Here is a 25,719-nt window from a genome sequence, read left to right as displayed (position 1 = left end):
ACCAACTGAGCTATCGAGGCTGAAACTTGTTAGCGTTCTAGGCGTTTGCTGCCTGTCCTGCTGTGGGTGCGTATTAAACGGTTTTCGCCTTCACAAGTCAACCGTTTTTCTCGCTTTTTTTGCGCTTTTATTACTGTTTGCGCATTGTTTGCTCAAAAAACGCTTTTTTGCTTATTTTTCAGGCGGAACATAGCCTTCAATCGTAGGCTCTACGTCGTCAAACAAGTAGGCCGACATTTTTTCTTCCAAAAATGAACGGGCATTCGGCTCCATCATATTTAACTTATGTTCGTTAATTAGCATGGTTTGTTTCTTTTGCCATTCGGCCCACGCTTCTTTAGAGATGTTGTCGAAAATACGCTTACCCAGTTCGCCCGGATAAAGTTGGAAATCTAAGCCGTCTGCTTCTTTTTGAAGCTTGCGACAAAATACCGTTCTTGCCATGTTATTTCCTTTCGTTCGCTATCTGCTTAGCAATTAATACAAGGCTATCTTTGCAAGCCTATCGCATTAACTGCTGAATTATCTTGGTTGTAGGTGCCGCTAAACCAACTTCAATAGGCTCGTTCAACGAAAACCAGCGATATGCCGTTTCAGCTACGCGCTTTGTTGGAGCAGAGTTTACCACGGCCACTACCGGGGTGATATCTAAATGAAAATGACTAAAGGTATGGCGGAAGCCTTCAAGCTCTCGGGTCTCTTCAACTGTGGCCCCCCGCTTGTTAAGCTGCTCAATACCCTCGTCTATTGAAGATACCTCAATAAAACCATACAAACCGCCCCACAGTCCTGTAGAGGGTCGCTGCTCTAAATATACTTGACCTTTGAACTGGGCCACCATCATAAAAGTAGATTTCTCGGGCAGCGTCTTTTTCGGCTTTTTGCCCGGGTACTCGGTTTGCGCGCCTTGGGCATAGGCTATACAGTCGGCCTGAAGTGGGCACTCATCACACTTGGGTTTGCTTCGCGTACAGATCATCGCGCCCAAGTCCATCATCACCTGGGTATAGTTGGCACATCGTCCGCCTTCTGGGTTGGTAGGCGTGTTTTTCTCGGCCACTTCCCAAAGTTGGTTTTCTACCTTTTTCTGCCCTGGCCACCCGCCTATTGCATAGTACCGCGCCAACACACGCTTCACATTACCATCTAAAATAGCAAAGCGCATATTGCGAGACAGTGACAAAATGGCACCGGCAGTTGAGCGCCCTATGCCGGGCAAATCCATCACTTCTTCAAGACTATAGGGAAACTCACCGTCATATTTATCTACCAGTGTATTGGCAGCCTTGTGCAAGTTTCTTGCTCTTGCGTAGTAACCAAGCCCTGTCCAATGATGAAGCACGTCGTCTTGAGATGCCTTAGCTAAATCATGCACCGTGGGGAACGACGCCATAAAACGCTCAAAGTAAGGAATTACCGTAGTAACTTGGGTTTGCTGGAGCATAATTTCCGAAACCCATACCTTATAGGGCGTTACCTCTTTCTGCCAAGGCAAATGCTTTCGCCCATGTTTGTCAAACCATGCAAGCACTCGCTCTGCAAAGCTTCCTGAATATTGTTGTTCTGTCATAATTATCTATATGGGTAATTGCTACTGCTTATTCTTTTACCAATAAAGCTTAATGCTTTCTGCCTAGCGACCATTCATTAACATGCGCGCTATGTTAGCATGTAACTAGCTAGTTTAATGTTAAGGAGCACACGTGTCTGTGCAGCACCCTGTTTTGTTTTTTCCCGGTACACTCTGCGACGAGCGCGTATTCCTGCCACTATGGCGCACGTTGAATATTTCACAGCGCAGGTATGTGCCGCTTCAATGGGCAGCATCACAAGAAGAAATGCTGGCATTAAGTGAAGACCGTATCCTCGATGACGAAAAAGTGCACCTTGTAGGTTACTCCATGGGCGGGTTTATTGCGGCACTAGTCGCACAGCGCAATCCTAACAATGTAGCCTCTGTTACGCTGATAGGCTACAACCCAGAAGGTTTGTCAAAAGAAGAAATTGCCAAGCGTAAGCAGCTGACTACTATACTTAAGCAAGGAAACTTTAAACCCGACAATGATGCCTATCTCTCACGATTTATTCACCCCACACGTTTGGACGATGAAAATGTGGCAGGCATTGTAAAATCAATGGCTCAGGATTTAGGTAAAACAACGCTTCTTAACCACACGCTCGCCACAACACCACGAGAGAGTACCGTAAAAGCACTGGCGAAGATCAATGCGCCTGTAACCTTAATAACCGCTCAACAAGACGCGATTGCTCCTGCAGAAGTGATACTGCAACTTAAAAGCGCGTTACCCAAAGCAGCTTTCCACACTGTTAATGATGCGGGGCATATGTTGGTACTTGAGCAAACTGACGCCGTAGCGTCTATTATTGCTAAACAAATTAGCGTATAAAATTACAGCATTTTTACCACTATAGCGTTGCATAAGCCGTGGGTAAGTGGATAATGCGCCACCAGAAAATTGGGTTAGAAAGGCATTGCAAATGAGGCAATTCAAAAGTCAGGCGGAAGCAGAAGCCGCTGGAGTATATGTAAGTAAAGTAAAGAGCTTCGTTAAACGCGAAGGCAGACTTACAAAAGCACAAGAAAAAGCGCTGGCTGATTACTGGCCAACCAAAGGTATCGACTATGTTGACGCGCCCTTGTCGTTGCAAGAGTTGTTTGGCCGAGACGCAGATGTGGTTGTGGAAATTGGCTTTGGCATGGGTAAGTCTCTAGTTGAGATGGCCGCGAACGCGCCTGAAAAGAACTTTATTGGCATTGAAGTACACCGACCTGGAGTAGGCGCATGCTTGGCAGACGCCAGTGAACAAGGCGTTGAGAACTTGCGTGTAATGGAGCATGACGCGGTTGAAGTGCTGAAAAATATGATACCTGACGGTTCATTGTCTCGCCTTCAGTTGTTTTTCCCAGATCCATGGCACAAGAAGCGTCACCACAAGCGTCGTATCGTACAGCCCGAATTTGTTGAATTAGTTCGCACCAAGTTAGCTGTTGGCGGTTGCTTTCATATGGCAACCGACTGGGAGCAATACGCTGAGCATATGTTAGATGTTATGATTAATGCCGACGGTTACACCAATACTGCAACGGATGGCGATTATGTACCTCGTCCCGACTACCGCCCAATCACTAAGTTTGAAACACGCGGTCAAAAACTCGGCCATGGTGTATGGGATCTAATTTTCGAGCGTACTAAGTAATGATTTTATCTCCTCAAAGCCAGCTGTTAGAACGTAATATTGCGCTTTTCGATGAAGGCCAGTGGGCATTTATTAACCCCGCTGACGCATATTTCCTAGACGGCCTCAAGTCGCACAACGTAACGGTTCTTCATCAGTATTTCGATATTTTTTCGGAGTGCGTGCGCGTCATACCCTCTGTATCGTTTGATAGCAGAGATATTACACGCACAGGCTTTGAGGTGACGCAAAAGGTTGGTAATCATACGCATATCTTTGCGCCTTTCTTGGCTTTAGAAAACACCCACACTGACGTAATGGTTTTTTTACCTAAAGCAAAAACCCATTTTCAAATGTTACTTCGAATGGCCGCGAGTATGGTTGGCCAAAATGGCCGTATTCACGTTGTAGGTGAAAACAAAGGCGGTATTAAAAGTGCCGCTAAGTTAATGCAACAATATGGCCCTACGCATAAAGTTGACTCTGCTCGCCACTGCAGCCTTATTACCGTTATTGTTGAAGAGCCTCACTTAGCCTTCGAACCTGACGCATGGATTGATATCAACACGTACGCAGTTGAAGAGACATCTTGGCAAGTAGCCTCTATACCAGGTGTGTTCAGTTATAAAGAACTGGACACTGGCACGGAACTTCTATTAAAAAAGCTCTCTACATCGCTAAGCGGAGATGTTCTTGATTTCGCCTGCGGCTCTGGGGTGATTGCCAGTTATATTATGCTGAAATACCCACATTTGAAGTTGCACCTTACCGATGTCAGCGCACTTGCAGTTTACTGTAGCGCACTAACTCTTGCTGAAAATCGACTATCAGCAACCTTATATGCAGCGGACGGTTTACACGGCTTCACTCAAAAAGTTCAGCATATTGTCACGAACCCGCCGTTTCACACGGGCATTAAAACCGACTACACCATTACAAAGCGCTTTATATCAGATGCAAAAGCGAGCTTGAGCCGAAGCGGTACTATGCAAATGGTAGCAAATCGATTCTTACCTTACCCCGGTTTATTATCTGAACATTTCCAAACGGTATACACCACTGCACAAACTTCACAATTTTCTGTCTACCAAGCTGCTTTATAATTAAAAAAGCAATAAGCTTGTGCTAGGTTAGATTTCTACCAAATGCTTTGGGCATGTATTTTAAGCTGGCAATGCCCCAAAGCATTATTCTTGACTTATTAGGTATATAAAGTGCACCGCATAAAAATATGATGAGTGCACTGCGCACAAGTATAATAAGTGCGCCGCACTTTTCGCATTTTGGGAGACACCTTTGAACATTGTATTTGCTATTTCAGAAGTAGAAGAATTGGTAAAAACCGGCGGTCTTGCAGATGTAGGAAAAGCACTTCCCTTGGCGCTAAGTGCACTAGGGGACGATGTTGCTATTGTAATGCCTTATTATAAGGTGCTTGCTGAAAAGCTTGCTGCTGAAAAAGTAACAGAGCAACAAACCTTGTTTACTGAAGGCCAAGTCTATCATTTTGATATACGCCACATACAATGGCACGGCATTACCGTTTATTTTGTAGATTCACCCGAGTACTTCATGCGCGAGGGGCTTTATGCTTCGGCCTTTGAGGGGTACGAAGACAATGGCGAACGCTTTAGCTTTTTCAGCGGAGCAGTACTTCAAACACTAAAAGCTGTTGATAAAAAGCCCGATGTTATTCACTGTCATGATTGGCATACCGCAATGTTGCCTTTCTTACTGACTCATGAGCAATCTGGATTTTTCGACAACACTAAAACCGTATTCACTATCCATAATGCCGCTTTTCAAGGTGTTAATAAGCTTGAGGCTATACCCTATCTTCGCCATCACCCTAACATTTTAGGACAGGTACATGGCGGCTATATCAACATGCTACAAAGCGGTATCGAGTTTGCCACTAAAGTGACCACAGTAAGTCCCAATTATGCCCAAGAGCTACTCACTGACTTAGGAAGTCATGGGCTTCATGAGCGATTAGTTAAGCGCCACGCAGATTTAAGCGGCATACTTAATGGTTGCGACTACACACAGTGGAACCCAGCAACTGACGCGTTCCTACCAGAAAACTACAGCGTTGATAACCTTCATCCGAAGACTGCGTGCAAGCAAATATTGCAAGAAAAATCAGGGTTACCTGAACACAGTAATATTCCACTTATTGGGATGGTATGTCGCCTTACGGAACAAAAAGGCTTTGGATATATACTGCCAATTTTGGACGAGCTAGTTAAACACAATATTCAAATGGTCATAGTAGGCACTGGCGATCCTAAAGTTTGTATGGACCTTGGCGAGTTTGCGCAACAGCATCCCGAGCAATTTGCATTTATCAATGGATTTAGCTCCGAGCACGCACATTTAGTTGAAGCGGGCGCCGACTTTTTCCTTATGCCTTCTCAATTTGAGCCTTGCGGATTAAATCAAATGTACAGCTTGGCGTACGGCACTATTCCTATTGTGCGCTCAGTAGGCGGGCTCAAAGACACTGTCATCGATTATAGCAATGATAACGAAGGTACAGGGTTTGTGTTTGATGAGCCTACGCCGCATGCGTTGCTTTCATGTATTCGACGGGCATTGCTGGCTTATTATGAAGATACCGGCAAGTTCAGAGCGATGCAGCAAAGGGGAATGTATACCAGATTTACGTGGGAAACCGCCGCGAAAAGTTATCAGCAACTTTATATATCAATAGTTAACTAGCCCATATTTTTAGACGAACTGTGCAGTAATTATGTGTTCAAAGATCTATGCCAAACCTTGAAAGTATCAGCCGCAAGGCGCGCATTAATTATTGTTTATGAACGCCTTTCTTTTTGCCTATTTTTGCGCCACTATTAAAAAACGGAAGAGGTAAATGGACAGTACGCAAGGCGGGTATGACGGATAAGGCAGTTAAGCTTTCTATAAAGAGCCTATTTCTTTGGGTGGTAATGTCTATTGCTACCTTTTCCCTTGCGGTGTTATCTAGTCTTTCCGTTTACACACAAATACAAACCTATCGGCATGAGCTTGAGAATAATGCGCTCATGCTTACCAAACTAGTGGCGAGAAGTTCAGCTAGATACCTTTACGATGAAACACCTGAGCGTATCGAATATGCGTTAAATAACCTTATTGCGGCTGACCAAGTTCTTAATGCCCACGTTTACAAAACCCAAAATAGTTCGCTAAAACCAGAGATTTTCGCTTCGTATAATAAAGAGGGGCAACTTTTATTAGGTGGTAAGGAAAATCAGTTGGCTAATATGGTTATGAACCCACAACTAGCAGATAACGGACAATACCTTGAACTAAGCTCAAAAGTATTCGACTCAGAAGCTAATATACAGTTGGGTTGGGTATATTTAAGAATTTCATCGGAAAACTTTAATCAACTGGTTGGAAGCTCAATTTGGTTAAATTTGGCGGTAGCCTTAGCGCTATTGGTCATTAGCTTTTACTCTGCAATAAGAATGCAGCGCAATGTAACTGGTCCAGTGGAAGACATAGCTAACTTTTTACAACGCACGTCGCGACAGCGTGACTATTCAGCCCGCGCCAGTGGCTCTAGCATTAAAGAACTCGACATTTTAGCTGATGCGGTTAACGTAATGTTGCTGCGCATGCAAGAATACATGCAAAAACAGAGGCAAGCAGAGGAACAACACAGAAAACTAAATGCCAGTCTTGAAGATATGGTAAGCCACAGAACTACTGCCTTAAAAGATGCAAACCAAGAGCTAATTCAAACGCTAGAAAAACTGCATCAATTCCAACGTCAAATAGTACAGAATGAAAAAATGGCGTCACTTGGTGATATGGTTGCTGGCGTAGCCCATGAGGTAAACACCCCGATAGGTTTAGGCGTAACGGCGTCGACTATGATGCTCGACCGTTTAGCCGTGATTCAAAAAGATTTTGAAAATAAAACATTGAAAGCCAGCGCGATGAAGCGCTTTTTAGAAGAAAGTAACGAAAATCTGAACATTATTTACCGCAATTTGAACAGAGCTGCCGAGCTTATTAGCAGCTTTAAGCAGGTTGCTGTAGATCAAACCTCAGAAACTAGTCGAAGTTTTTGCGTTGTACAGCTAGTTAATGAGATACTATTGTCATTGCAGCCTCGACTCAAAAAATTAAAACACAACATCAACGTAAATTGCGACCCTACCCTTAGCGTTGAAACGAAGGCTGGCCCAATAAATCAGATTTTGATTAATTTAATCATGAATTCGATTATTCATGGATTTGAAACCATGGATGAAGGCACAATTGATATTCGTGCCGAGTTGATTAGTAGCAATAAGCTCAAGCTTGTTTATACCGATAATGGAAAAGGTATTTCTCCAGAGATTCGCAAGCGAATATTCGACCCTTTTGTTACCACGAAGCGTGGTCAAGGCGGTTCTGGACTGGGAATGCATTTGGTATACAACTTAGTAACGCAAGCCCTCAATGGTTCCATTTCGATAACTAGTGAGGAAGGCAACGGCGTAGAATTTGTAATTATCTTCCCTGTTGTTAATGCGAAAACATCAGAATAGTTGTATAAAGTATGAACTTTTCTTGATTTTTATTGGCTAATCCCAATACCTTAACAGTAAGAATATTCACAAGTTGCTTGCAATCAAGTGCATGAATATTAAAATTTAACCAGTTAGTTGCTTAAATCGTATTTTAGAAAGAGTGTAAAACACCATGCAGACGCCAAATGTGTTAATTGTTGAAGATGAGGTGGTAACCCGTACCACGCTTAAGAGTCTATTTGAAGCGGAAGGGTATAATGTGTTTGAGGCCGAAAATGGTGATCAAATGCATGATTTCTTCGAGAATCACGCTATCAATTTGGTTATCATGGATATTAATCTACCAGGCAAAAACGGCTTAATTTTGGCGCGTGAAGTACGCGACCGTAAAAACGTTGGTCTTATCTTCCTGACAGGTCGTGACAACGACGTTGATCGCATCCTAGGTCTTGAGATTGGCGCAGATGATTATCTGACTAAACCATTTAACCCTCGCGAATTGACTATTCGCGCGCGCAACTTATTGTCTCGCACAACAAATTCTTCTGAAGATGATGATTTGCCAAGCCGTGTAAGCTTTAACGGTTGGACGCTTGACGGTGATAGCCGCTCACTGATTTCTCCTAGCGGTAAAGAATTCCGTCTACCTCGTAGTGAATTTCGTGCGCTTCACCTTTTCCTTAGCAACCCAGGTAAAATCCTTACCCGTGAACAGCTAATTATGGAAATGACTGGCCGCGAACTTCGTCCGAATGACCGTACGGTAGACGTAACTATTCGTCGTATCCGTAAACACTTCGAATCAGATCCATCAGATGAAGAATTGATTGTAACCATCCATGGTGAAGGTTACCGTTTCTGTGGTCAGGTAGACGGTTAATACGCCGCCTGAACAAGTTTGAATTAAACAAAAGCCGCTAACATGTAGCGGCTTTTTTGTGCATGGTTACTTCATCTACCGCTAGCGCTGATATGAAGCAGTAGTGTTAAAGCATACCGAGTAACGATAATGTTTCTCTTCCAACAAGAACGCTTTGTGTGTGCTTGGGCTCCAAGAGTCATCGCCACCTACCCCCATGTGCGCATGGTCGATGTACACAAATACACAATCCTGAGAGACTAAATCACAGGTGTGTTTTGCCTCATCTAGCTGAGCTTGCCCATATTTACTTACACTGAAGTGAAACTGTCCGTTAGCAGTTAAGCCGCCAAGAGTTAGCTCCTTACAATTACTGCGCAAACCGTTATCGCTAGGAAATATATAGCGCGTTTGCATTTCATTAATGGGTAAGGTGTAGCAACCAAAGCGCGCCGCCGCCTTTCTGTCTGGATAATTCTCAAATGGTCCTAGCCCTTGCCAAGTAACCAGCATTTGCTCTTGGGCTACAGGTTCATCCACCATACGCTTTTGCGTTATAGGCACTGCTGTTTGCATACCAATACGCGGCATTGGCGGTAAACTGTCGTTCAATAGCACTTCTACCTCAACCAAAAGCTCTGATTGTGTACTGATGGTGTAAACCCACTTGGTTGCCGCCACCAGCAATTGGTCATGATGATATTCAAATAACGAGGTTATGCGCACGTCTTGCGCGCCCTGCTCAACAGTTACACCTGTGCAAGTTCGTGCCCACTGACCAATTCCAGCGCGACGCCAACGAGATTCCCATGCGTTCGGGTCTGGATTATCAACTTCACTTACACCGATGTCGTTATCCAGCGGCGCTCGAAAGAAATTATCTTCTAGCGGTGCGCTAAGGGTTTCCTCTGCGTCTTGAAGCCACGAGGTTAGTAGTCCGCTTTCACTATTAAAGCTAAATACGTTGTTTTGCGAATTTACCAGCAACATCCCATCTTGAGCCTCAATTGACAGCTCACTCGCCCCATTCGCTACGTTATTCTCTTTGGATGAAAACGACACAATACCGCGCTTATTGATTAGCTTTAACTGGGCAGTATCCATGGTATGCCCTGCATTAGCCCAAGGGCAGTCGTTCGCTAGCACGATATCAATATTCAAATGATACTCAGCGCCTGCTTTAAACGTAATTTCAGGGTATAACGACACGGTTTGTGTTTGCTGCGGCGCTATGTCGATTTCGTTTTGCCCTTCATTTATCACCTTGCCATTTTCTAACACTTGCCAACGCAGCAACTCATTGTCTGTGTGTCTAAACAGATAATCACTGTTTACTGCAACTTCTAGCTTTTTATCTTTCTCGACCAGTGAAAAACTCAAGTGCTGCTGACAATATTTAGCTTCAAACAAGTGGGGATGTGGCGATCTATCTGGGAACAGCAATCCGTTGATACAGAACTGACGGTCGTTATCGGTATCACCAAAATCCCCACCATAAGCCCAGTAAGCTTCACCACTGTCAGTGTGCTTAGTTAACCCTTGGTCAACCCAGTCCCAAATAAAGCCACCTTGAAGACGCGGGTAGTCTTTAAATGCCTTCCAATATTCGTCAAAGCTTCCCAAACTGTTACCCATTGCGTGAGCATACTCGCATAGAATAACGGGGCGGTTTTCCCCTGGCATCGACAACCACTTTTTGATGGCCCATTTAGGTACTGCGTCGTCTTCCACGTCCGTATCTACCCGCGCATACATAGGCGCGATAATGTCGGTAGCCGTGGTATCAGCGCCGCCGCCTTCGTATTGCACGGGTCGTGATGGGTCAAATGACTTTGCCCAGCCATACATTGCGTCGTGGGTAGGCCCGTGGCCACATTCATTACCTAGCGACCAGATAATAATACAAGGGTGGTTTTTGTCTCGTTCAACCATTTGGGTAAAGCGAGCCATGTAAGCACCTGCCCAAAGCGGGTCGCGAGACAACCTACCCATGGGAAACATACCGTGGGTTTCGATATTCGCTTCATCGACCACATAGAGCCCATATTCATCGCAAAGCTCATACCAGCGAGGGTGATTGGGATAATGTGCAGTACGCACGGCGTTAAAATTGTTCTGCTTTAAAAGCTTTATGTCTTCAAGCATGTCATCTTCATTGATGGCATGACCTTTAAACTGATGGTGCTCATGTCGGTTTACACCGCGAATAAGCACAGCTTTGCCATTAACCAATAGCTGGCCGTTTCTCATTTCAATATTTCTAAAGCCAACGCTGTAGGCTTCACGGTCCACCGTGTTACCGCTCTCATCAATAAGGGATACCACAATGCGGTATAAGCTTGGCGTTTCTGCGGTCCAATGTTTGGGCTCTTTCACGTCTAGCGCTTGGAAAACCACATCATCCCAGCCTCCCTTTTCATCAATACGCTTATTATTGGTGCCGGTAATAGCTTGCTCGGTAACAGCGTTATCACCATCAAAAAGCTGGATGCCCACTTTAAAGGTAGATGGCGCATTGATGGCAGTACGAACTGAAACCGTAGCGTCGCGGTAACACGCATCAAGCTTTGGTGTAACGAACACATCTTGAATGTGATGCTGAGGCTTGGTGACCAAATTAACGTCTCGGAAGATACCGCTGAGCCACCACATATCCTGGTCTTCTAAATAGCTGCCGTCAGACCATCTGATCACCATAACAGCCAAGCGGTTTTCACCCTCTACTAAGAGGCGGGATAAATCGAATTCAGCAGGCAAGCGACTATCTTGAGAATAACCTACATACTCGCCGTTACACCAAAGGTGAAAGGCGCTATTTACGCCTTCAAACACAATGTGGTTACGCTGCTTTAGTTCATCATCGGTAACGTTGAACGTAGTACGATAGCAACCCGTTGGATTGTCGCTAGGTACCACAGGAGGGTTTACTGCAAACGGATACTTAACGTTACAATAAATAGGTTTGTCATGCCCCTGCAGCTGCCAGTTGGACGGCACTGCTATAGGCTGCCAGTTTTCAGATTCATCGTTACTCAACGTTTTAGTAAGTAGGCTGTCAGGTACGCTTTCTGGGGCATCAAACAAACGAAAATCCCATTGACCATTTAAACTGCGCTTTTGCGCATTGGTACTGTGCAGTGCATCTTCTAGCGTTTTGTACCCGTAATGTGGACTGTGGGCACTGATGCGGTTTCTTTGAAACACAACTGGGTTTTGCCAGTCTTTTTGAGCGACTACTTGGGAAACATTAAGCATGTCATATCCTTTACTTTTTCGTTAAGCGAAATATAGCTAACTTTCTACAGATCCTTTATGCTCTAAACTTACATCTATTTATCCAAAACTATCATTTTACATTTATGCAACCTAGCTTCAGAGACATTGTAGATATTGGCCCCAACTGCTTCGAACGCTTTATAGATAGTAGCAACGCGCCAGAAATCAGTGACCTAGGCATCGAACTGGCAGGATGCTCTAACTTATCAGGGAATTATACAGTGGGTCGTGTTTCTCCGCCCAACCATACCTTGTTCTACAGCATAAAGGGGCAAGGAAAGTTTCGCGTTCCTTCAGGTAAAATGCAGCTAAATGAAGGGCAGCTTATTCTTTTACCTGCGGGGCAAAGCTTTGAAGTCTCCATTGTCAGCGAGCAGTGGGACATAATTTGGGTAAATTTAGCTAATGCCGAACGTTGGAGGTCATTTAGAAGTAACGACGCACTGGTTTTAGATAACGCCATGCTAGAGGGGCTGCACCATGCCATGGAACTGTTGTATTTAGAGCGTGCCCCTGAGAACCAGCGCGCTGCAATGCAACTTGTTTCTAGCTATCTATACCGTATTGCTGATAGGCCATTAGGTGAAAAGCCTGCCAGTGACGATAAGGAGCGACGCCAAATAAGCCGGTTGCACGCCGTGTTTTCAGCAGTTGATAAACAGCTTCAGTTTGATTGGGATATGAAAAGTTTAAGTGAGAAGGCGCATTACTCTGCGCCTCACCTTCATAGGCTGTGCTTACAAGTGTTTGGGCGAAGCCCAAAACAGCACGTTATACATTTGCGTATGACAAGGGCCAAAAGTTTATTACTAAGCACGCAGTGGCCCGTTTCCTACATTGCCAGCTACGTGGGCTACACAAATGTTTTCACTTTCTCAAAACGCTTTAAGAAGTCGACAGGTCTTTCTCCTTCAGCGTTTCGAGAAAATGCGAGCTAGCTGCCCGCTATCTTCATTTGGTCAATGAGTACAGAACCAGTCTGTACACTGCCGCGCACATCCTTTTCAGCACCGATTGCCACAATGCCTTTAAACATATCTTTTAGATTACCAGCAATGGTTACTTCGTGGACTGGGTATTGAATGATGCCATTCTCAACCCAATAGCCCGCAGCGCCTCTTGAATAATCACCGGTTACACCATTAACGCCCTGCCCCATAAGTTCGGTCACAAATAGTCCTGTGCCCATTTCTTTTAGAAGCTCAGCATCGCTATGACCTGTATCGCCTACTAGCCAATTGTGGATACCACCAGCATGACCATTAGAACGGGTGCTAAGCTTACGCGAGGAGTAAGTGGTATAAAGGTATGTGGCTAATTTACCGCCATCGACTATTGTCATATCAGAGCAGGCTACACCTTCGTTGTCGAAGCTAGAGCTTGCCAGGCCACCCTTAATAAACGGGCGCTCTTCAACGTTAAGCCATTCTGGAAACACTTGTTTGCCAAGGCTATCAAGTAAGAAGCTAGAACGACGATAAAGGCTGCCACCGCTGATAGCACCGACATAATGACCGAACAAGCTAGATGCAATGTCGCGATGTAAAAGCACAGGCACGTTTGCCGTGTTGATTTTACGGGCGCCTAAGCGGTCTACAGTCGCTTTTGCAGCGTCAATGCCTACAGCACTTGCTGATTGCAACAAATCGGCCTTACGGCTTACCGTGTAGGCATAATCGCGCTGCATGTCGTCATCTTGTGCGCCAATAACCATACAGCTTAAAGAATAGCGGCTACTAGGATAACCTGCGTTTATACCATGAGTATTACCATAAACACGCATTCCTAAATTTGCGTTATACGACGCGCCATCGGAATTAGTAATGCGTGAGTCGTAATCCATTGCCGCTTTTTCAGCTTCAATAGTGGTTTTAATGGCCTTCTCAGTATCTAGTTCTTCGGGGTGATACAGGTCTAAATCTGGGAATTCAGTAGCGATAAGGTCTGCATCGGCCAAACCCGTACAAGGATCTTCACTGGTGTAACGTGCAATATCTACGGCTTTTTCTACCGCCAATGTTAATGCTGCTTTGCTTAAATCAGCAGTAGAAGCACTGCCTTTTCGCTTGCCTACGTATACGCTTATTCCTAAGCCACCGTCGTTGGTAAATTCAACATTTTCAACTTCTTGCATACGTGAAGATACGGCGATGCCCTGCACTTTCGACATGCTGGCTTCGGCTTGCGTAGCGCCTTTTGAAACGGCTAATTTTAGTACATCATCTACGACATTTTGAATGTCGGCTAACTGCTGCTCAATTTGCATAGTAAGTTTCGCTGTCTTAATTCGACTGTGATAGTTACAATTTAGCTAAAGTGTAACACTAATGAGTTTGAAATGAGTGATCAGAAATACAATTCTCCTGAAGATCCTTACTTCGAAGATGCGCAAGCAGATGAGTTCGAAGAAGAAGAATTAATCAGTAAAACTGAACTGAAGCGTCAAGCAAAAGAGCTTCACAAGCTAGGCGAAACCTTGGTTAACTTAACCGATGCAAACATTGCCACGATTCCTATGGATGAAGAGTTGGCCGATGCGGTTGCTATTGCCCGTAAAGTTAACAAGAAAAAAGATGGTTATCGTCGCCAGCTTCAGTTTATTGGTAAAGCACTGCGTAATCGCGATACTGCCGACATAGAAGAAGCGCTAGCAAAGCTTACGCATCAACACCAAGCTGCAAACGCGGCTTTTCATGTGCTAGAGAAAGCCAGAGAAGCGGTAATTGAACAGGGCGACCCAGCTATTCAGAAATTGATTGAAGCGCACCCTGAACTCGATCGCCAAAAGCTACGTCAATTCCATCGCCAAATTAAGAAAGAACGCGAAAAGAATGCACCACCTAAAGCGTTCAGAGAGCTATTTCAGTACTTGAAAGACGTTATTCACGAAGATTAACTTTTCGGCTTTAAGTGGTTTTTAAATACAAAAAAGGTTGGTGCTTATGCCCAACCTTTTTTAGTACTCTTAGTAACGATTTGGCTGAACTAAGCCGTACCGCCCACTGTTAACTCGTCAATCTTCAGCGTAGGCTGACCTACACCTACTGGTACGCTTTGACCGTCTTTACCACATACACCTACGCCTTTATCTAGCGCAGTGTCGTTACCAATCATTGAGATTTTTTGCATAACCTCAGGGCCGTTACCAATTAAGGTTGCCCCTTTAACTGGTGCAGTAATTTTACCGTTTTCGATAAGGTAAGCTTCAGCGCTAGAGAACACGAATTTACCAGAGGTAATATCTACCTGACCGCCAGCGAAGTTAGGCGCGTAAATCCCTTTGTCGATAGAGGCGATAATTTCCTGCGGGTCGTGTTGACCTTCCAGCATGTAAGTATTGGTCATACGTGGCATAGGCAGGTGAGCGTAAGATTCACGACGGCCATTTCCGGTAGGCGCAACACCCATCAGCTTAGCGTTGTGTTTATCCTGCATATAGCCTTTCAAAACACCGTCTTCAATTAACACGTTGTGCGCCGTTGGCGTGCCTTCGTCATCCACTGATAATGAACCGCGACGGTCGCTTAATGTACCGTCATCAACAACCGTTACACCTTTGGCGGCTACGCGCTCGCCAATGCGACCGCTGAAAGTTGATGCACCTTTACGGTTAAAATCACCTTCAAGACCATGCCCTACTGCTTCGTGAAGCAATACGCCAGGCCAACCGTTGCCTAATACCACAGGCATAGCACCTGCTGGTGAAGCCACTGCCTGCATATTAACTCGCGCCATGTGTAGGGCATCATCGGCTAGTTGCTCATAATAGGGTTTGCCATCTTCATCTTGCTTAAAGAATGAGTAAGCATATCGACCACCAGCGCCAGCTGAACCGCGCTCGCGTCTATCACCTTGTTCTAGCAATACTGAGCAGTTTAAACGCACCAACGGACGAATGTCTGTGGCTAGCGTACCGTCACTACCAGCCACTAATATCTCTTCATACACGCCGCTTAGACTTACTACTACTTGGTTAGCCGAAGGTTCTTGCTTACGAATATAGGTATCTACAGCTTTAAGCAAAGCAATTTTTTCAGCGTCTTGCATCGCAAGAATGGGATTATTTTCAGAGTAACGTGCTTCAACGCTCTTGTGACCCAAGCCAGCTACCTGTTGGGTTCCGCCGCTTGGCGCAATACCGCGAGCCGCTTTACATGCTTTAGTTAACGCTTCTTCGCTTATTTCATCAGAATAAGCAAAGCCCGTTTTTTCACCACTAATAGCACGTACACCCACGCCACGCTCAATGTTGTAGCTGCCTTCTTTTATAATGCCATCTTCCAGCACCCAGCTTTCGTGCTGGCTTGACTGAAAATACAAATCGGCATAGTCGGTGTCGTGGCGATGTATAGTCGCCAGCGCACTCTCTAGCTTAGTAATATCTAGGCCTGAGTCAGATAATAAATGACGCTCACAGATTTAGACAAAGTGACTCCTGAATCGGTTATGTTCGGCAACCGGCATATTCTGTTTTATGGTTTCTCTTGCTGCAATATTTACGTTCGCCGATACCAGCCCTGTTTCAGAGGCCCGCTCGGCAATGGTTTCGCCCCAAGGCGATAGTATAATACTATGCCCATAGGTTTCACGACCGTTAGCATGCACGCCGCTTTGATTTGGCGCTACCACATAGCACTGTTTTTCAATGGCTCGGGCTTTAAGTAATGTGTGCCAATGAGCCTCTCCAGTGCGCTGAGTAAAGGCCGCAGGCAACACCAAAATATCGATATCGCCCATTGCAGTAAATAACCCTGGAAAGCGCACATCATAGCACACCGCAAGCCCAATGTTGCCTATTGGCGTGTGAATAGTGACTACCTCACTACCCGCTTGGGTAGTGGCAGACTCTTTGTAACTGCCTGTGTTGTCGTTTACCGATACATCGAACATGTGAATTTTGCGGTAGTCAGCTAAAAGCTCGCCACTTGGCCCAAATAACATGCATGCAGCAGAAAACTTATCAGGGTTTTCCGTTTTGACCGGAAACGTACCTGACACTATGTAGCATTGGTGCTGCTTAGCAAGTGAAATTAAACGTTGCTGTATTGCACCATCACCTTTTACTTCAGCGACTTCAAGTTGACCTTTGTCTTTACTGCCGAAGCAAGCGAAACACTCTGGCAACACGACCAAGCTGCTTTTTTCAATATTGGCCGCCGCCATTTCGCTTGCGACTGTATCGAGATTCTCTTCTACGTTTGGTGTAGAAGTCATTTGTAGTGCAACTAAATTAACCATCGATCACCTCCATTTTCAGCCTGCGTACGTCATCATCCGTTAGTGGCCTGTCTTGGGGATTGGCTGGTACAGGCGCATTTTGCGCAGGCAAACTAATATCTTTACTATTGCGCTCAACTTCGTCGAACTTAGGTTCTTTTATGGTACCCGTTACGCGATAGTTCACATTTGAAATGACTTTCGCAGAGGTTAACACTTGGTCAATGGCAAGGGCGGCTAATGCAGTAGGCGGCGTTGCTAAGAAATATACTAGAAACGGTAGATTCCCGGTTACATTCGGCGCAAACGACACATTGTAGTTTAACCCACCCGTATTCAAGTCAGTGAACCCGGTAATTTCTATTTCTCCCGCGCCGCCGTCAATTTCAGTATCGTCGGTATACGCTTTGCCATCGACAATATTTAACGTACCGCCCATGTCATCATAGAAAAAGCCTTTGGCAAAAACATCTCGGAAATCTAGGCTTAGCTTTCGTACTAACGAGTTTAAACTGAACAAGGTAAAAATACGTGAGCCTTTGTCACTGAGTTCGGTAAGATAACCATCAGATAGAGACCACTCTACGTTACCGTTGAGATGTTCAAAGCCAAAGTCCATAGGTGCGTTTGGCCAATTAATATCAAACGCTACGTTTGCGCTAGAATCTTTTATGCCCGACTCAACATCATACTCTTTAAGCATTTGACCTACATCTGGCGAGGTTAAGGTGCCGTTTAAGGCACTCTGTATCTCGCCATTTACATGCTTCCAAGAACCCGTTGCAGTGATGTTGGTTTCATCAGACCTCACTAAAAGCTGGCGTATTGCTAGTCCATTATCTTCTTTCACAATATCCAATGTAATTTCGCCTAAGTCTATGCCGTGTACACTGCACGATTGGCAGTAAAAATAGATAGGGGGCAGCGTGTTCGGGTCGATATTATACGGTGACTCATCTTCCTCGCTTGGAACACCGCTAGTAGCGGCTAACGAGCCATTACTATCATTATCGGCGCTATTATTATCTGCTGTTGCAGATAATTCAGTTTCATTAGGCTTTTCTAAGGACAAGTAATCGGCGTTTACTTCAATGCCTTGCTCGTTTAAATCGCTATTTATGCGAACAGTCGCCCTTGCTTGTGGTGAGGCTATGTCTAAGATCCAATCCTTATTGCGCTCTGTAGCATTCAGTTCTGCGTTTTTAATGCTATGACCAGCAAAGTTAAGCAAATTGGCTTTGGCGAATATACGAGAGGGTGTTCCAAATAAATTCGCGCGCTTACCGTCGTTAATTGTTGTTTGAATAGTTGGCTGTCCATTGGTTTTCGCATAGGAGTTGCCAGTGTCTTTCCCTTTACCAGAAAGTAGCATATTAATGGTGGTAAACCATTCTTGTGCATCAGCTTTAGCTAAATTTGCACTGATACTAAAACCTGTTCCAATATTGGCAATATCGCTTTTACCCAGGGCCAAATGCGCGCGCGAGAACTGCATTTCTTTGTGAGGAAGCACACCGTCAAAACGGATATTGGTGCCAAGGGTGGCTTTAACGTTCGATGCTTTGCCATCGCCAGTACTTATTATCTGTAACGGTAAACTACTGCCGGGTGAAGTATCGAATGGAGCGGGCAGTACACTTTGCGTTGCTGTTAAATCTGCCGTGAGATTTGCTGAGTATTCAAAGCCACTTTTAGAAAGAGTTAGATCTACTTTGGTGTTCCAATCACTTTCACCGTCAATGTACTCAGTTAGATCAGTATTCACATAATTAGCTAGCGGGTGTACATGCCAACGCCCACCTAATTCTACATGGAGATCGTAAGTGTCGCTCTGCCTACCAGACAGCGACAAATTCACAGGCTGCTTAAGAAATTGTGCATTGAGACCGCTTGCGTCTATATTTCCATTGGTAAACGAAACATCGCCCGACGCGTTATCAAAAAGCATGTTAGTTTTTGTGATATAGACAGGGTTGTTAGATAAATGCGCGGTACCCGATGCCACCACATCTTTGCCTTTAAAAGGTATGTCTAACTTAATATCAGCAGACAGCGGCCCGCTAATTTGCACATCATCGTTCAATACCTTACCCAGCGAATTTTTAAGGGATGAATCCATCATAAGGGCCGTAAGTGCTTCGCCAGAACCTGAACTAGTGGCATGTATAGCCAAGCGGGCACCAGGTTTAAAACTAGGTATAGCAGCCGAAATGTCGCTTATTTTTATATCGGCAAGGGTTGCACTTGGGCTCTCCATCACTAATGCATTGTTCACAAAGTACAAAGACAGATCTAAGTTATTGAGCGCAGGCCAGTTGGGCGCAAAAAGAAAATCCCCCTGCTCTATGTCCACATAGGCTTGGAAAATACCGGTATTGTCTTCAAAGGGGAAGTCACTTGTGCGTCCGTGCCACAATACACGCGCGTTTGTGATTTCGCCTTTGCCAGTAAACGCTCGAGTAAGGTATTTATCGGTATTAACCCCCATCAAAGAAGCCGGAAATAAACTGCTTACCTCATTTAGGCCCAACGGACTTACATCAACATAAAGCGACATATGTCCCGTTGCCGCGTTAAGTTTAAACTGCGGTTTAAGGGTAAGGGCATCGCTGTCCAACAGCATATCGGTGCCTTTTACTATCCACTGCTTCTCTTCGCTATCTACTTGCTCAGGGTAGATATAAAACTGAGATTTAAGCTGGTTTACATTGATGTCTTTTTTGATAACGCCATTAGCGCTTATTACGCTATTCTTGCTTTCTAAGTAAATGGCACCATTATTTTTATACCAAAAGAGGTCTGCATCAAGGGAAGAAAGGCCAGGCACTTTGTCCGTTTTATTCCACTGCAAATCTAGCACTTTAGCGGCCAAAGAAGGATGACCGTTATGCCATTGAATTTGCAATGTTGCTAACTCTCCTTTTGGATTGAGGGCACGAATTTCCTCTTCACTGGTGTCGTCCATGAAAAGTGGCAGCAACAATAAAAAAGGATTTATCTGCACAGGCTTAACGGTGTTTATCAACACATCACTATTTGCGTTTATACTGCCAATAAGGTCTGTGGTAAGCGTTTCATTGCTTGAGTTAAGCACCAGCTGATCAACCCTAACATTCCACCCGCTTTGCTTACTTCCAGTGTTAGGCAACGCCTGAAGACTACCACCGCTGATGCCAGTTACCGTTTTTGCTCGGCCATTGCCCCATTCCAAAAGGCTTTCACTTAGCTCGGCTTGAACGCTAGTCACTTCACTTTGAGAGAAATTAGTCCACACTTCGAAATTCGCGCGACTTTGGGCAAGTGGACGCTTAGTTTTAATAAGATTACTAACCCAAGGAGAAATATCGAGCTCTTCTGCTTTGGCGTAGAACACGCCTTCAAATTTTTCTCGCGTGCCAGTTATATCAATAATGAAAGATGCGGAATTAGCCGCAAGATCGGCAACCTTTAGCTGCCCTAACCCTTGATGTCGTTCTTTACGGTTGTTCCACGATAAACTTTCGATATCAAATGAACTGGTCTCATCAAGATGGGTAACAGATACCACGCCATCTTCCAGCGAGAAGCTTTGAAGCTGCTCTAAGAAAAGGCGCTCTAAAGCATCTACCACAGGAAAATTGTTCTTGCCGCCACTGGAAAGGCGAGCGGCATCAATATCCAGATCAAACCCGCGCAACTCAAAACGGTTGGATGAGATAAGTCGGTGGCGCAGCGATTGCCAAAAGTCTAGCTCAACATAAATTTGCCTGATATCTAAAGCGACCGGGGAAGCATCGTCTTTAGCTAGCGACACGGAGTTAAGCACTATGCTGGGGCCACTGCGCTGCCAAACAGCATGCACACTTTTTATGGATAGATTTACGCCATACTGCTCGTTTATATAATTTTCCAACAGATGTTTGTTGTGCTCAATATGCGGCAGGGCATATCTTGCAGCGCTAAGAACAAGCGCGAAAAGTACAAGCAATACGGCCAGTAGCAGCCAAAACTTCTTAAGTAAATAGGCGGCTACCGACGAAAAATTTGTCACATTTTGCCTTTGTATACGTTAATGCATTACATCATGACGACGTCGTACTTATCCTGATTGTACAATGTTTCTGTTTGGATCTTGATTTGTTTAGACACAAATAGTTCCAATTCTGCCAGCATATGAGACTCTTCACCCATTAAGGCTTCAGCCACTTTCGGTGAAGCATAAACCACAAACTTGTCTGCGTCGTAGGCACGATTCACCCTTACAATTTCACGCATAATTTCAAAGCAAATGGTTTCAATGGTCTTTACTGTGCCTCGGCCTTTGCACACTGGGCATTCACCACACAGTATATGTTCAATGCTTTCACGGGTGCGTTTGCGGGTCATTTCAATAAGCCCAAGCGCAGTGAAACCGTGAATATTGATTTTGGCCCTATCCTTGTTCGTCGCCACCTCTAATGAGTGTAAGACACGTCGTTTGTGGTCTGGTTCAATCATGTCGATGAAGTCGATGAGGATCATGCCGCCTAAGTTACGCAATCTTAGCTGACGGGCGATAGCCTGTGTCGCTTCTGTATTGGTGTTGAAGATAGTTTCTTCTAAGTTACGGTGACCAACAAAAGCCCCCGTATTAATATCTATGGTGGTCATGGCTTCGGTTTGATCGATAATCAGATAGCCGCCAGACTTCAAATCAACACGACGCTCTAACGCACGCTGCGCTTCGTTTTCTACATCGTATAAATCAAAAATAGGTCTATCACCCGGATAGTACTCAAGCTTGCCGTTCATCTCGGGCACGTACTCTTTGGTGAACTGATGAAGCTCATTGAATGATAATTTCGAGTCAATGCGAATTCTGTCTAGCTCTGTACCGACAAAGTCGCGTAGCACACGTCGTGCGAGCGGTAAATCTTCATAAAGCACGTTAGACTTTCGCTTTTTCATACGAGACTGAATTTTATCCCACAGTCTACGCAAAAACGCTGCATCTGACTGCAATTCGTTTTTGCCGACGCCCTCAGCTGCGGTACGCAGAATAAAGCCACCGTTCTCATCGCAAAACTCTTGTACTAGCGATTTCAAACGCTCTCTTTCCGCTTCTTCCTCTATGCGTTGAGATACGCCAACATGGGTTACTGAAGGCATAAATACCAGATATCGACTTGGGATAGTGATATCAGTAGTTAAGCGTGCGCCTTTGGTACCGATGGGATCTTTTACCACCTGTACTACGATGTCTTGACCGTCTCGCACCAATTCACGTATGTCTTGCTTTTGAATTTGGCTTGCAGAGACTTCCTCTGCAATTTCATTGTGAATGACAATGTCAGATGCATGTAAGAAGGCAGCCTTTTCTAAACCAATATCAACAAATGCAGCCTGCATTCCAGGCAATACACGGCTTACTTTACCGCGATAAATATTGCCTACCAAACCGCGTTTGGTATGACGCTCCACGTGTATTTCTTGCAGTATTCCGTTTTCTATAAGCGCCACCCGCGACTCTGACGGGGTAACGTTAATAAGCAGTTCAGCACTCACGACACAACTCCAAATGCATTGAGTAATTGACGGGTTTCATATAGTGGCAATCCGATAACGGCACTTGCACTGCCATTTATAGAAACCACAAACTCACCGCCAATACCTTGAATAGCGTAACTTCCTGCTTTATCAGCAGGTTCTCCTGTATTCCAGTATGCGTCAATTTGCTCATCCGTCAATGCTGCAAAAGTCACAGATGTAGTAATGACTTGGGTCTGTTGCTGAGTATCACTCAAGGCACAGATAGCAGTAAGTACATCGTGAGTGTTATCTGAAAGCATGGTGAGAATGCGTTTAGAGTCAGCCTTATTCTCAGGCTTACCAACACTTTGCCCCTTGAAAGATATAAGCGTGTCGCTGGCCAGAATAACCTTGTCATTCGTCATGGCCCGCTTAGCCACTAACTGTGATTTCACCGCGTGGGCTTTTTCAGTAGCAAGCCTTGCGACAAGTTCCAGAGGTGATTCATTATCACGGGGCGACTCATCAATATCGGCAGGTTGTATTGTATGGGCTATGTTCATTTGCTTGAGCAAAGCTGTCCGTCGTGGTGACGCTGACGCTAACACTACCGATTTTGTCATTGGCTTACCTTTGGATTAATCGTGAAGGTGTTTAATTTAAGAAATTGATAGTTGTCTACGCGTGCGTCTAAGTAGCCAAAATACCCACGGCCAAAGCACCATAGACGTTAAGACTGGCCACAAGTAATCAACCTGGAAATAGATATCTGTTAAAAGGTGCTGAACCCAAAACGTCAATAAATGATATAGCGAAGCAAGTAGACCAATGATAATGGCTTGCTGCCACACAGAGTAATTTCTTAGCCTTTGGTAATTGGCAGCCAATACATAAACACAAATACTTAAGCCGAAGCTGTGAATGCCCAAGGTCGTGCCAACCAGCACATCCATAGCAACACCAGTTAAAAACGCCACACCAACGTTTACTCTATGGGGCAAGGCCATACTCCAGTATGCGAGCACAACCAGTACCCAGTCAGGACGATACAGATCTACCTGAGTGGGCAAAGGAACAATTTGCAGTACCAGCGCCACTAACAAGCTTAACCAAATAACGAGGTTACGTTTACGCATCTGAAGACTCTTCCTGGTTGGTAGCAGGTTTATTTACCTTTTCATCCTTATCTGACTCAGTCTTTTGTGGTGACTCGTCCGCACGCCATAAAAGCAAAAGATGACGAAGTCTGTCTAAATTCGCCATCGGTGAAACAATAACCCGAGCAAAAGGACGACTTTCATCCCTAACTACCTGTTTAACTGTTGCTACGGGGTAACCTTCAGGAAACACCTTACCCAGACCCGACGAAATTAACGTATCGCCTTCTTGAATATCTACGCTGTGCGGTACATGCTCAAGATATAGCTCGTTAAGCGCGCCGCTGCCGGTGGCAATAAAGCGAATATCATTTCTCAAGGAACGTACAGGAATAGCGTGTGTAACATCAGCAATCAGCAACACACGACTGTTGGTTGACCCCACTTCCATGACTTGGCCCACAATGCCTTTTTCATCAAGAACCGGTTGCGATGGATATACCCCATCTATTGCCCCTTTATTGATGACAACCTGCTGACTATAGGGGTTTTTATCTACCGCCATCAACTCGGCAACCATCTTTTCAGAAGATAGGCGCACGGGAGCTTGCAGCAATTCTCGAAGTTGCGCGTTTTCTTTTTCGATTACCTCAAACTGCTGCAGCTTTTCGCTCATCAGCAATAGTTGATTGTTTAGCTTTTGGTTTTCTGCAAGCAATTGTTCTTGAGAGGTAAGGCGCTGCGCGCTCTCGCTGAGCATTAAACCGGGAAGGTTAGCAATGTACTGAAGAGGGCTCATTAGAGAGTTAAGGTAAACCCGCGTAGATTTAAAGCCATCCATTTTATAATCGACAAATATCAACGTCACTGACAGTAGTAGTGCCAACGTAAGCCTAATATTTAAGGAAGGGCCGCGAGTAAAAATAGTATCCATGATACAAATAAGGCAACCTTACGGTTGCCTTTCCTGTTTATTCGTAGCTAAACAGGTCGCCACCGTGAAGGTCAATCATGTCGAAAGCCTTACCACCGCCGCGTGCTACACAGGTTAACGGATCGTCGGCAATAACCACCGGGATCCCCGTTTCTTCCATAAGTAGCCTATCTAGGTCTTTAAGCAGTGCACCACCGCCTGTAAGCACCATACCACGTTCAGAAATATCAGAAGCAAGCTCTGGTGGAGACTGCTCTAGCGCCACCATAACCGCAGAAACAATACCTGTTAACGGCTCTTGCAGCGCTTCAAGTATTTCATTTGAGTTTAGCGTAAATCCGCGAGGTACACCTTCAGCAAGGTTACGACCGCGAACTTCAATTTCGCGAACTTCTTCGCCTGGGTAGGCAGCGCCGATTTCATGCTTGATTCGTTCAGCAGTCGCTTCACCAATTAGTGAACCGAAGTTACGGCGAATATAGTTGATGATAGCTTCATCGAACTTATCACCACCGATACGGACAGAAGATGAATAAACCACGCCGTTTAGTGAGATGATAGCAACTTCAGTAGTACCACCACCGATATCTACCACCATAGAACCTTGCGCTTCAGATACAGGAAGACCTGCACCAATTGCAGCAGCCATAGGTTCATCAATAAGGAACACTTCGCGTGCACCTGCACCAAGCGCTGATTCTTTTATGGCTCGACGCTCTACTTGTGTAGAACCACACGGTACACATACCAATACGCGAGGACTAGGGCGCAAGAAGTTATTGTCATGCACTTGTTTAATAAAGTGCTGAAGCATTTTTTCAGTTACGTAGAAGTCGGCGATAACACCATCTTTCATTGGGCGGATGGCGCGAATGTTACCCGGCGTACGACCAAGCATTCGCTTAGCTTCAGCACCTACTGCTGCAACACTTTTAGGCCCGGCTGCGCGCTCTTGGCGAATAGCTACTACTGAAGGCTCGTTTAGAACAATACCTTGGTCTTTTACATAAATCAGCGTGTTAGCTGTTCCGAGGTCGATGGACAGATCGTTAGAGAACATGCCTCGAAGCTTTTTAAACATGAAGTGTGTATTCCTGTTTCTGTGTTAACGCGTATTTGCAAAGG

20 protein-coding genes are annotated in these 25,719 nt (G+C 45.0%); 8 read left to right on the top strand and 12 right to left on the bottom strand.

The window, feature by feature from the left end; translation table 11 throughout:
- Positions 1-171: 171 nt before the first annotated feature.
- Together KL866_RS10085 and mutY are read right to left on the bottom strand one after the other, a co-directional pair.
- The gene (locus KL866_RS10085) at positions 172-444 is read right to left on the bottom strand and encodes an oxidative damage protection protein (protein ID WP_025256893.1); all 273 of its coding nucleotides are present in this window, start codon (positions 442-444) and stop codon (positions 172-174) included.
- A 58-nt stretch (positions 445-502) separates the two neighbouring features.
- Positions 503-1,570 carry an A/G-specific adenine glycosylase gene (mutY, locus tag KL866_RS10080; RefSeq protein ID WP_214994892.1) on the bottom strand — a complete coding sequence of 356 codons (1,068 nt, stop codon included), beginning with the start codon at positions 1,568-1,570 and terminating at the stop codon, positions 503-505.
- A 133-nt stretch (positions 1,571-1,703) separates the two neighbouring features.
- Here mutY and KL866_RS10075 point away from each other — a divergent pair, with 133 nt between their 5' ends.
- The 6 genes from KL866_RS10075 (at position 1,704) to arcA (ending at position 8,604) form a co-directional block, all read left to right on the top strand.
- Positions 1,704-2,408, top strand: a complete 705-nt coding sequence (locus KL866_RS10075) for an alpha/beta fold hydrolase (protein ID WP_214994890.1) — start codon at positions 1,704-1,706, stop codon at positions 2,406-2,408.
- A 91-nt stretch (positions 2,409-2,499) separates the two neighbouring features.
- Positions 2,500-3,219: a tRNA (guanosine(46)-N7)-methyltransferase TrmB gene (gene trmB / locus KL866_RS10070; protein WP_025256896.1), complete on the top strand. Its 720-nt coding sequence runs from the start codon at positions 2,500-2,502 to the stop codon at positions 3,217-3,219.
- The gene (locus KL866_RS10065) at positions 3,219-4,301 is read left to right on the top strand and encodes a methyltransferase (protein ID WP_214994888.1); all 1,083 of its coding nucleotides are present in this window, start codon (positions 3,219-3,221) and stop codon (positions 4,299-4,301) included. The genes trmB and KL866_RS10065 overlap by 1 nt, the downstream gene beginning before the upstream one ends.
- Positions 4,302-4,494: 193 nt before the next feature.
- Positions 4,495-5,919 carry a glycogen synthase GlgA gene (gene glgA / locus KL866_RS10060; RefSeq protein WP_214994886.1) on the top strand — a complete coding sequence of 475 codons (1,425 nt, stop codon included), beginning with the start codon at positions 4,495-4,497 and terminating at the stop codon, positions 5,917-5,919.
- A gap of 176 nt (positions 5,920-6,095) precedes the next feature.
- Entirely contained in the window at positions 6,096-7,742 is a 1,647-nt protein-coding gene (locus KL866_RS10055; protein ID WP_025256899.1) for a sensor histidine kinase, read from the top strand.
- Between the two features lie 154 nt (positions 7,743-7,896).
- Positions 7,897-8,604 (top strand): two-component system response regulator ArcA, encoded by a 708-nt coding sequence (gene arcA / locus KL866_RS10050; RefSeq protein WP_014947922.1) that lies wholly within the window; start codon positions 7,897-7,899, stop codon positions 8,602-8,604.
- An 81-nt stretch (positions 8,605-8,685) separates the two neighbouring features.
- Here arcA and KL866_RS10045 read toward each other — a convergent pair whose 3' ends face one another.
- The gene (locus KL866_RS10045; RefSeq protein ID WP_214994884.1) at positions 8,686-11,838 is read right to left on the bottom strand and encodes a beta-galactosidase; all 3,153 of its coding nucleotides are present in this window, start codon (positions 11,836-11,838) and stop codon (positions 8,686-8,688) included.
- A gap of 104 nt (positions 11,839-11,942) precedes the next feature.
- On the opposite strand from KL866_RS10045, the gene KL866_RS10040 reads away from it, so the two are divergent.
- Positions 11,943-12,797 carry an AraC family transcriptional regulator gene (locus tag KL866_RS10040; protein WP_214994882.1) on the top strand — a complete coding sequence of 285 codons (855 nt, stop codon included), beginning with the start codon at positions 11,943-11,945 and terminating at the stop codon, positions 12,795-12,797.
- Here the strand turns inward: KL866_RS10040 and pmbA are convergent.
- The gene (gene pmbA / locus KL866_RS10035) at positions 12,794-14,125 is read right to left on the bottom strand and encodes a metalloprotease PmbA (RefSeq protein WP_214994880.1); all 1,332 of its coding nucleotides are present in this window, start codon (positions 14,123-14,125) and stop codon (positions 12,794-12,796) included. The genes KL866_RS10040 and pmbA overlap by 4 nt on opposite strands.
- Before the next feature lie 72 nt (positions 14,126-14,197).
- On the opposite strand from pmbA, the gene yjgA reads away from it, so the two are divergent.
- The gene (gene yjgA, locus KL866_RS10030) at positions 14,198-14,755 is read left to right on the top strand and encodes a ribosome biogenesis factor YjgA (RefSeq protein ID WP_025256903.1); all 558 of its coding nucleotides are present in this window, start codon (positions 14,198-14,200) and stop codon (positions 14,753-14,755) included.
- Positions 14,756-14,844: 89 nt separating this feature from the next.
- Here the strand turns inward: yjgA and tldD are convergent, their stop codons facing one another.
- From tldD to KL866_RS09990, 8 genes are read right to left on the bottom strand one after another with little or no spacing between them, the layout of a single operon-like run.
- Positions 14,845-16,278: a metalloprotease TldD gene (gene tldD, locus KL866_RS10025; protein WP_214994908.1), complete on the bottom strand. Its 1,434-nt coding sequence runs from the start codon at positions 16,276-16,278 to the stop codon at positions 14,845-14,847.
- Positions 16,279-17,097, bottom strand: coding sequence for a carbon-nitrogen hydrolase family protein (locus KL866_RS10020; RefSeq protein ID WP_214994878.1), 819 nt, complete (start codon positions 17,095-17,097; stop codon positions 16,279-16,281).
- Positions 17,090-21,106, bottom strand: a complete 4,017-nt coding sequence (locus KL866_RS10015; RefSeq protein WP_214994876.1) for a YhdP family protein — start codon at positions 21,104-21,106, stop codon at positions 17,090-17,092. Before KL866_RS10015 ends, KL866_RS10020 begins: the two co-directional genes overlap by 8 nt.
- 26 nt (positions 21,107-21,132) lie before the next feature.
- Positions 21,133-22,599 (bottom strand): ribonuclease G, encoded by a 1,467-nt coding sequence (gene rng / locus KL866_RS10010; RefSeq protein ID WP_025256907.1) that lies wholly within the window; start codon positions 22,597-22,599, stop codon positions 21,133-21,135.
- Entirely contained in the window at positions 22,596-23,186 is a 591-nt protein-coding gene (locus KL866_RS10005) for a nucleoside triphosphate pyrophosphatase (protein WP_214994874.1), read from the bottom strand. The genes rng and KL866_RS10005 overlap by 4 nt, the downstream gene beginning before the upstream one ends.
- A 36-nt stretch (positions 23,187-23,222) precedes the next feature.
- Complete coding sequence (mreD, locus tag KL866_RS10000; protein ID WP_025256909.1) at positions 23,223-23,699, bottom strand: rod shape-determining protein MreD; 477 nt, start codon at positions 23,697-23,699, stop codon at positions 23,223-23,225.
- Positions 23,692-24,594 carry a rod shape-determining protein MreC gene (gene mreC, locus KL866_RS09995; protein ID WP_025256910.1) on the bottom strand — a complete coding sequence of 301 codons (903 nt, stop codon included), beginning with the start codon at positions 24,592-24,594 and terminating at the stop codon, positions 23,692-23,694. The genes mreD and mreC overlap by 8 nt, the downstream gene beginning before the upstream one ends.
- Positions 24,595-24,631: 37 nt before the next feature.
- Positions 24,632-25,675: a rod shape-determining protein gene (locus tag KL866_RS09990; protein ID WP_012516782.1), complete on the bottom strand. Its 1,044-nt coding sequence runs from the start codon at positions 25,673-25,675 to the stop codon at positions 24,632-24,634.
- Positions 25,676-25,719: the final 44 nt, after the last annotated feature.

This window comes from Alteromonas sp. ALT199 (assembly GCF_018619335.1).
Classification (GTDB): Bacteria; Pseudomonadota; Gammaproteobacteria; order Enterobacterales; family Alteromonadaceae; genus Alteromonas.
The sequence above is the reverse complement of the archived record's forward strand: the minus strand, read 5'-3'. Positions and strand labels throughout refer to the sequence as shown.

Excerpts from the sequence above, each read along its gene's own strand:
- KL866_RS10085 (WP_025256893.1), bottom strand. The coding sequence starts at position 444 with ATGGCAAGAACGGTATTTTGTCGCAAGCTTCAAAAAGAAGCAGACGGC.
- mutY (WP_214994892.1), bottom strand. The coding sequence starts at position 1,570 with ATGACAGAACAACAATATTCAGGAAGCTTTGCAGAGCGAGTGCTTGCA.
- trmB (WP_025256896.1), top strand. The coding sequence starts at position 2,500 with ATGAGGCAATTCAAAAGTCAGGCGGAAGCAGAAGCCGCTGGAGTATAT.
- KL866_RS10065 (WP_214994888.1), top strand. The coding sequence starts at position 3,219 with ATGATTTTATCTCCTCAAAGCCAGCTGTTAGAACGTAATATTGCGCTT.
- KL866_RS10055 (WP_025256899.1), top strand. The coding sequence starts at position 6,096 with ATGACGGATAAGGCAGTTAAGCTTTCTATAAAGAGCCTATTTCTTTGG.
- arcA (WP_014947922.1), top strand. The coding sequence starts at position 7,897 with ATGCAGACGCCAAATGTGTTAATTGTTGAAGATGAGGTGGTAACCCGT.
- KL866_RS10045 (WP_214994884.1), bottom strand. The coding sequence starts at position 11,838 with ATGCTTAATGTTTCCCAAGTAGTCGCTCAAAAAGACTGGCAAAACCCA.
- KL866_RS10040 (WP_214994882.1), top strand. The coding sequence starts at position 11,943 with ATGCAACCTAGCTTCAGAGACATTGTAGATATTGGCCCCAACTGCTTC.
- pmbA (WP_214994880.1), bottom strand. The coding sequence starts at position 14,125 with ATGCAAATTGAGCAGCAGTTAGCCGACATTCAAAATGTCGTAGATGAT.
- yjgA (WP_025256903.1), top strand. The coding sequence starts at position 14,198 with ATGAGTGATCAGAAATACAATTCTCCTGAAGATCCTTACTTCGAAGAT.
- KL866_RS10020 (WP_214994878.1), bottom strand. The coding sequence starts at position 17,097 with ATGGTTAATTTAGTTGCACTACAAATGACTTCTACACCAAACGTAGAA.
- KL866_RS10005 (WP_214994874.1), bottom strand. The coding sequence starts at position 23,186 with ATGACAAAATCGGTAGTGTTAGCGTCAGCGTCACCACGACGGACAGCT.
- mreD (WP_025256909.1), bottom strand. The coding sequence starts at position 23,699 with ATGCGTAAACGTAACCTCGTTATTTGGTTAAGCTTGTTAGTGGCGCTG.
- mreC (WP_025256910.1), bottom strand. The coding sequence starts at position 24,594 with ATGGATACTATTTTTACTCGCGGCCCTTCCTTAAATATTAGGCTTACG.
- KL866_RS09990 (WP_012516782.1), bottom strand. The coding sequence starts at position 25,675 with ATGTTTAAAAAGCTTCGAGGCATGTTCTCTAACGATCTGTCCATCGAC.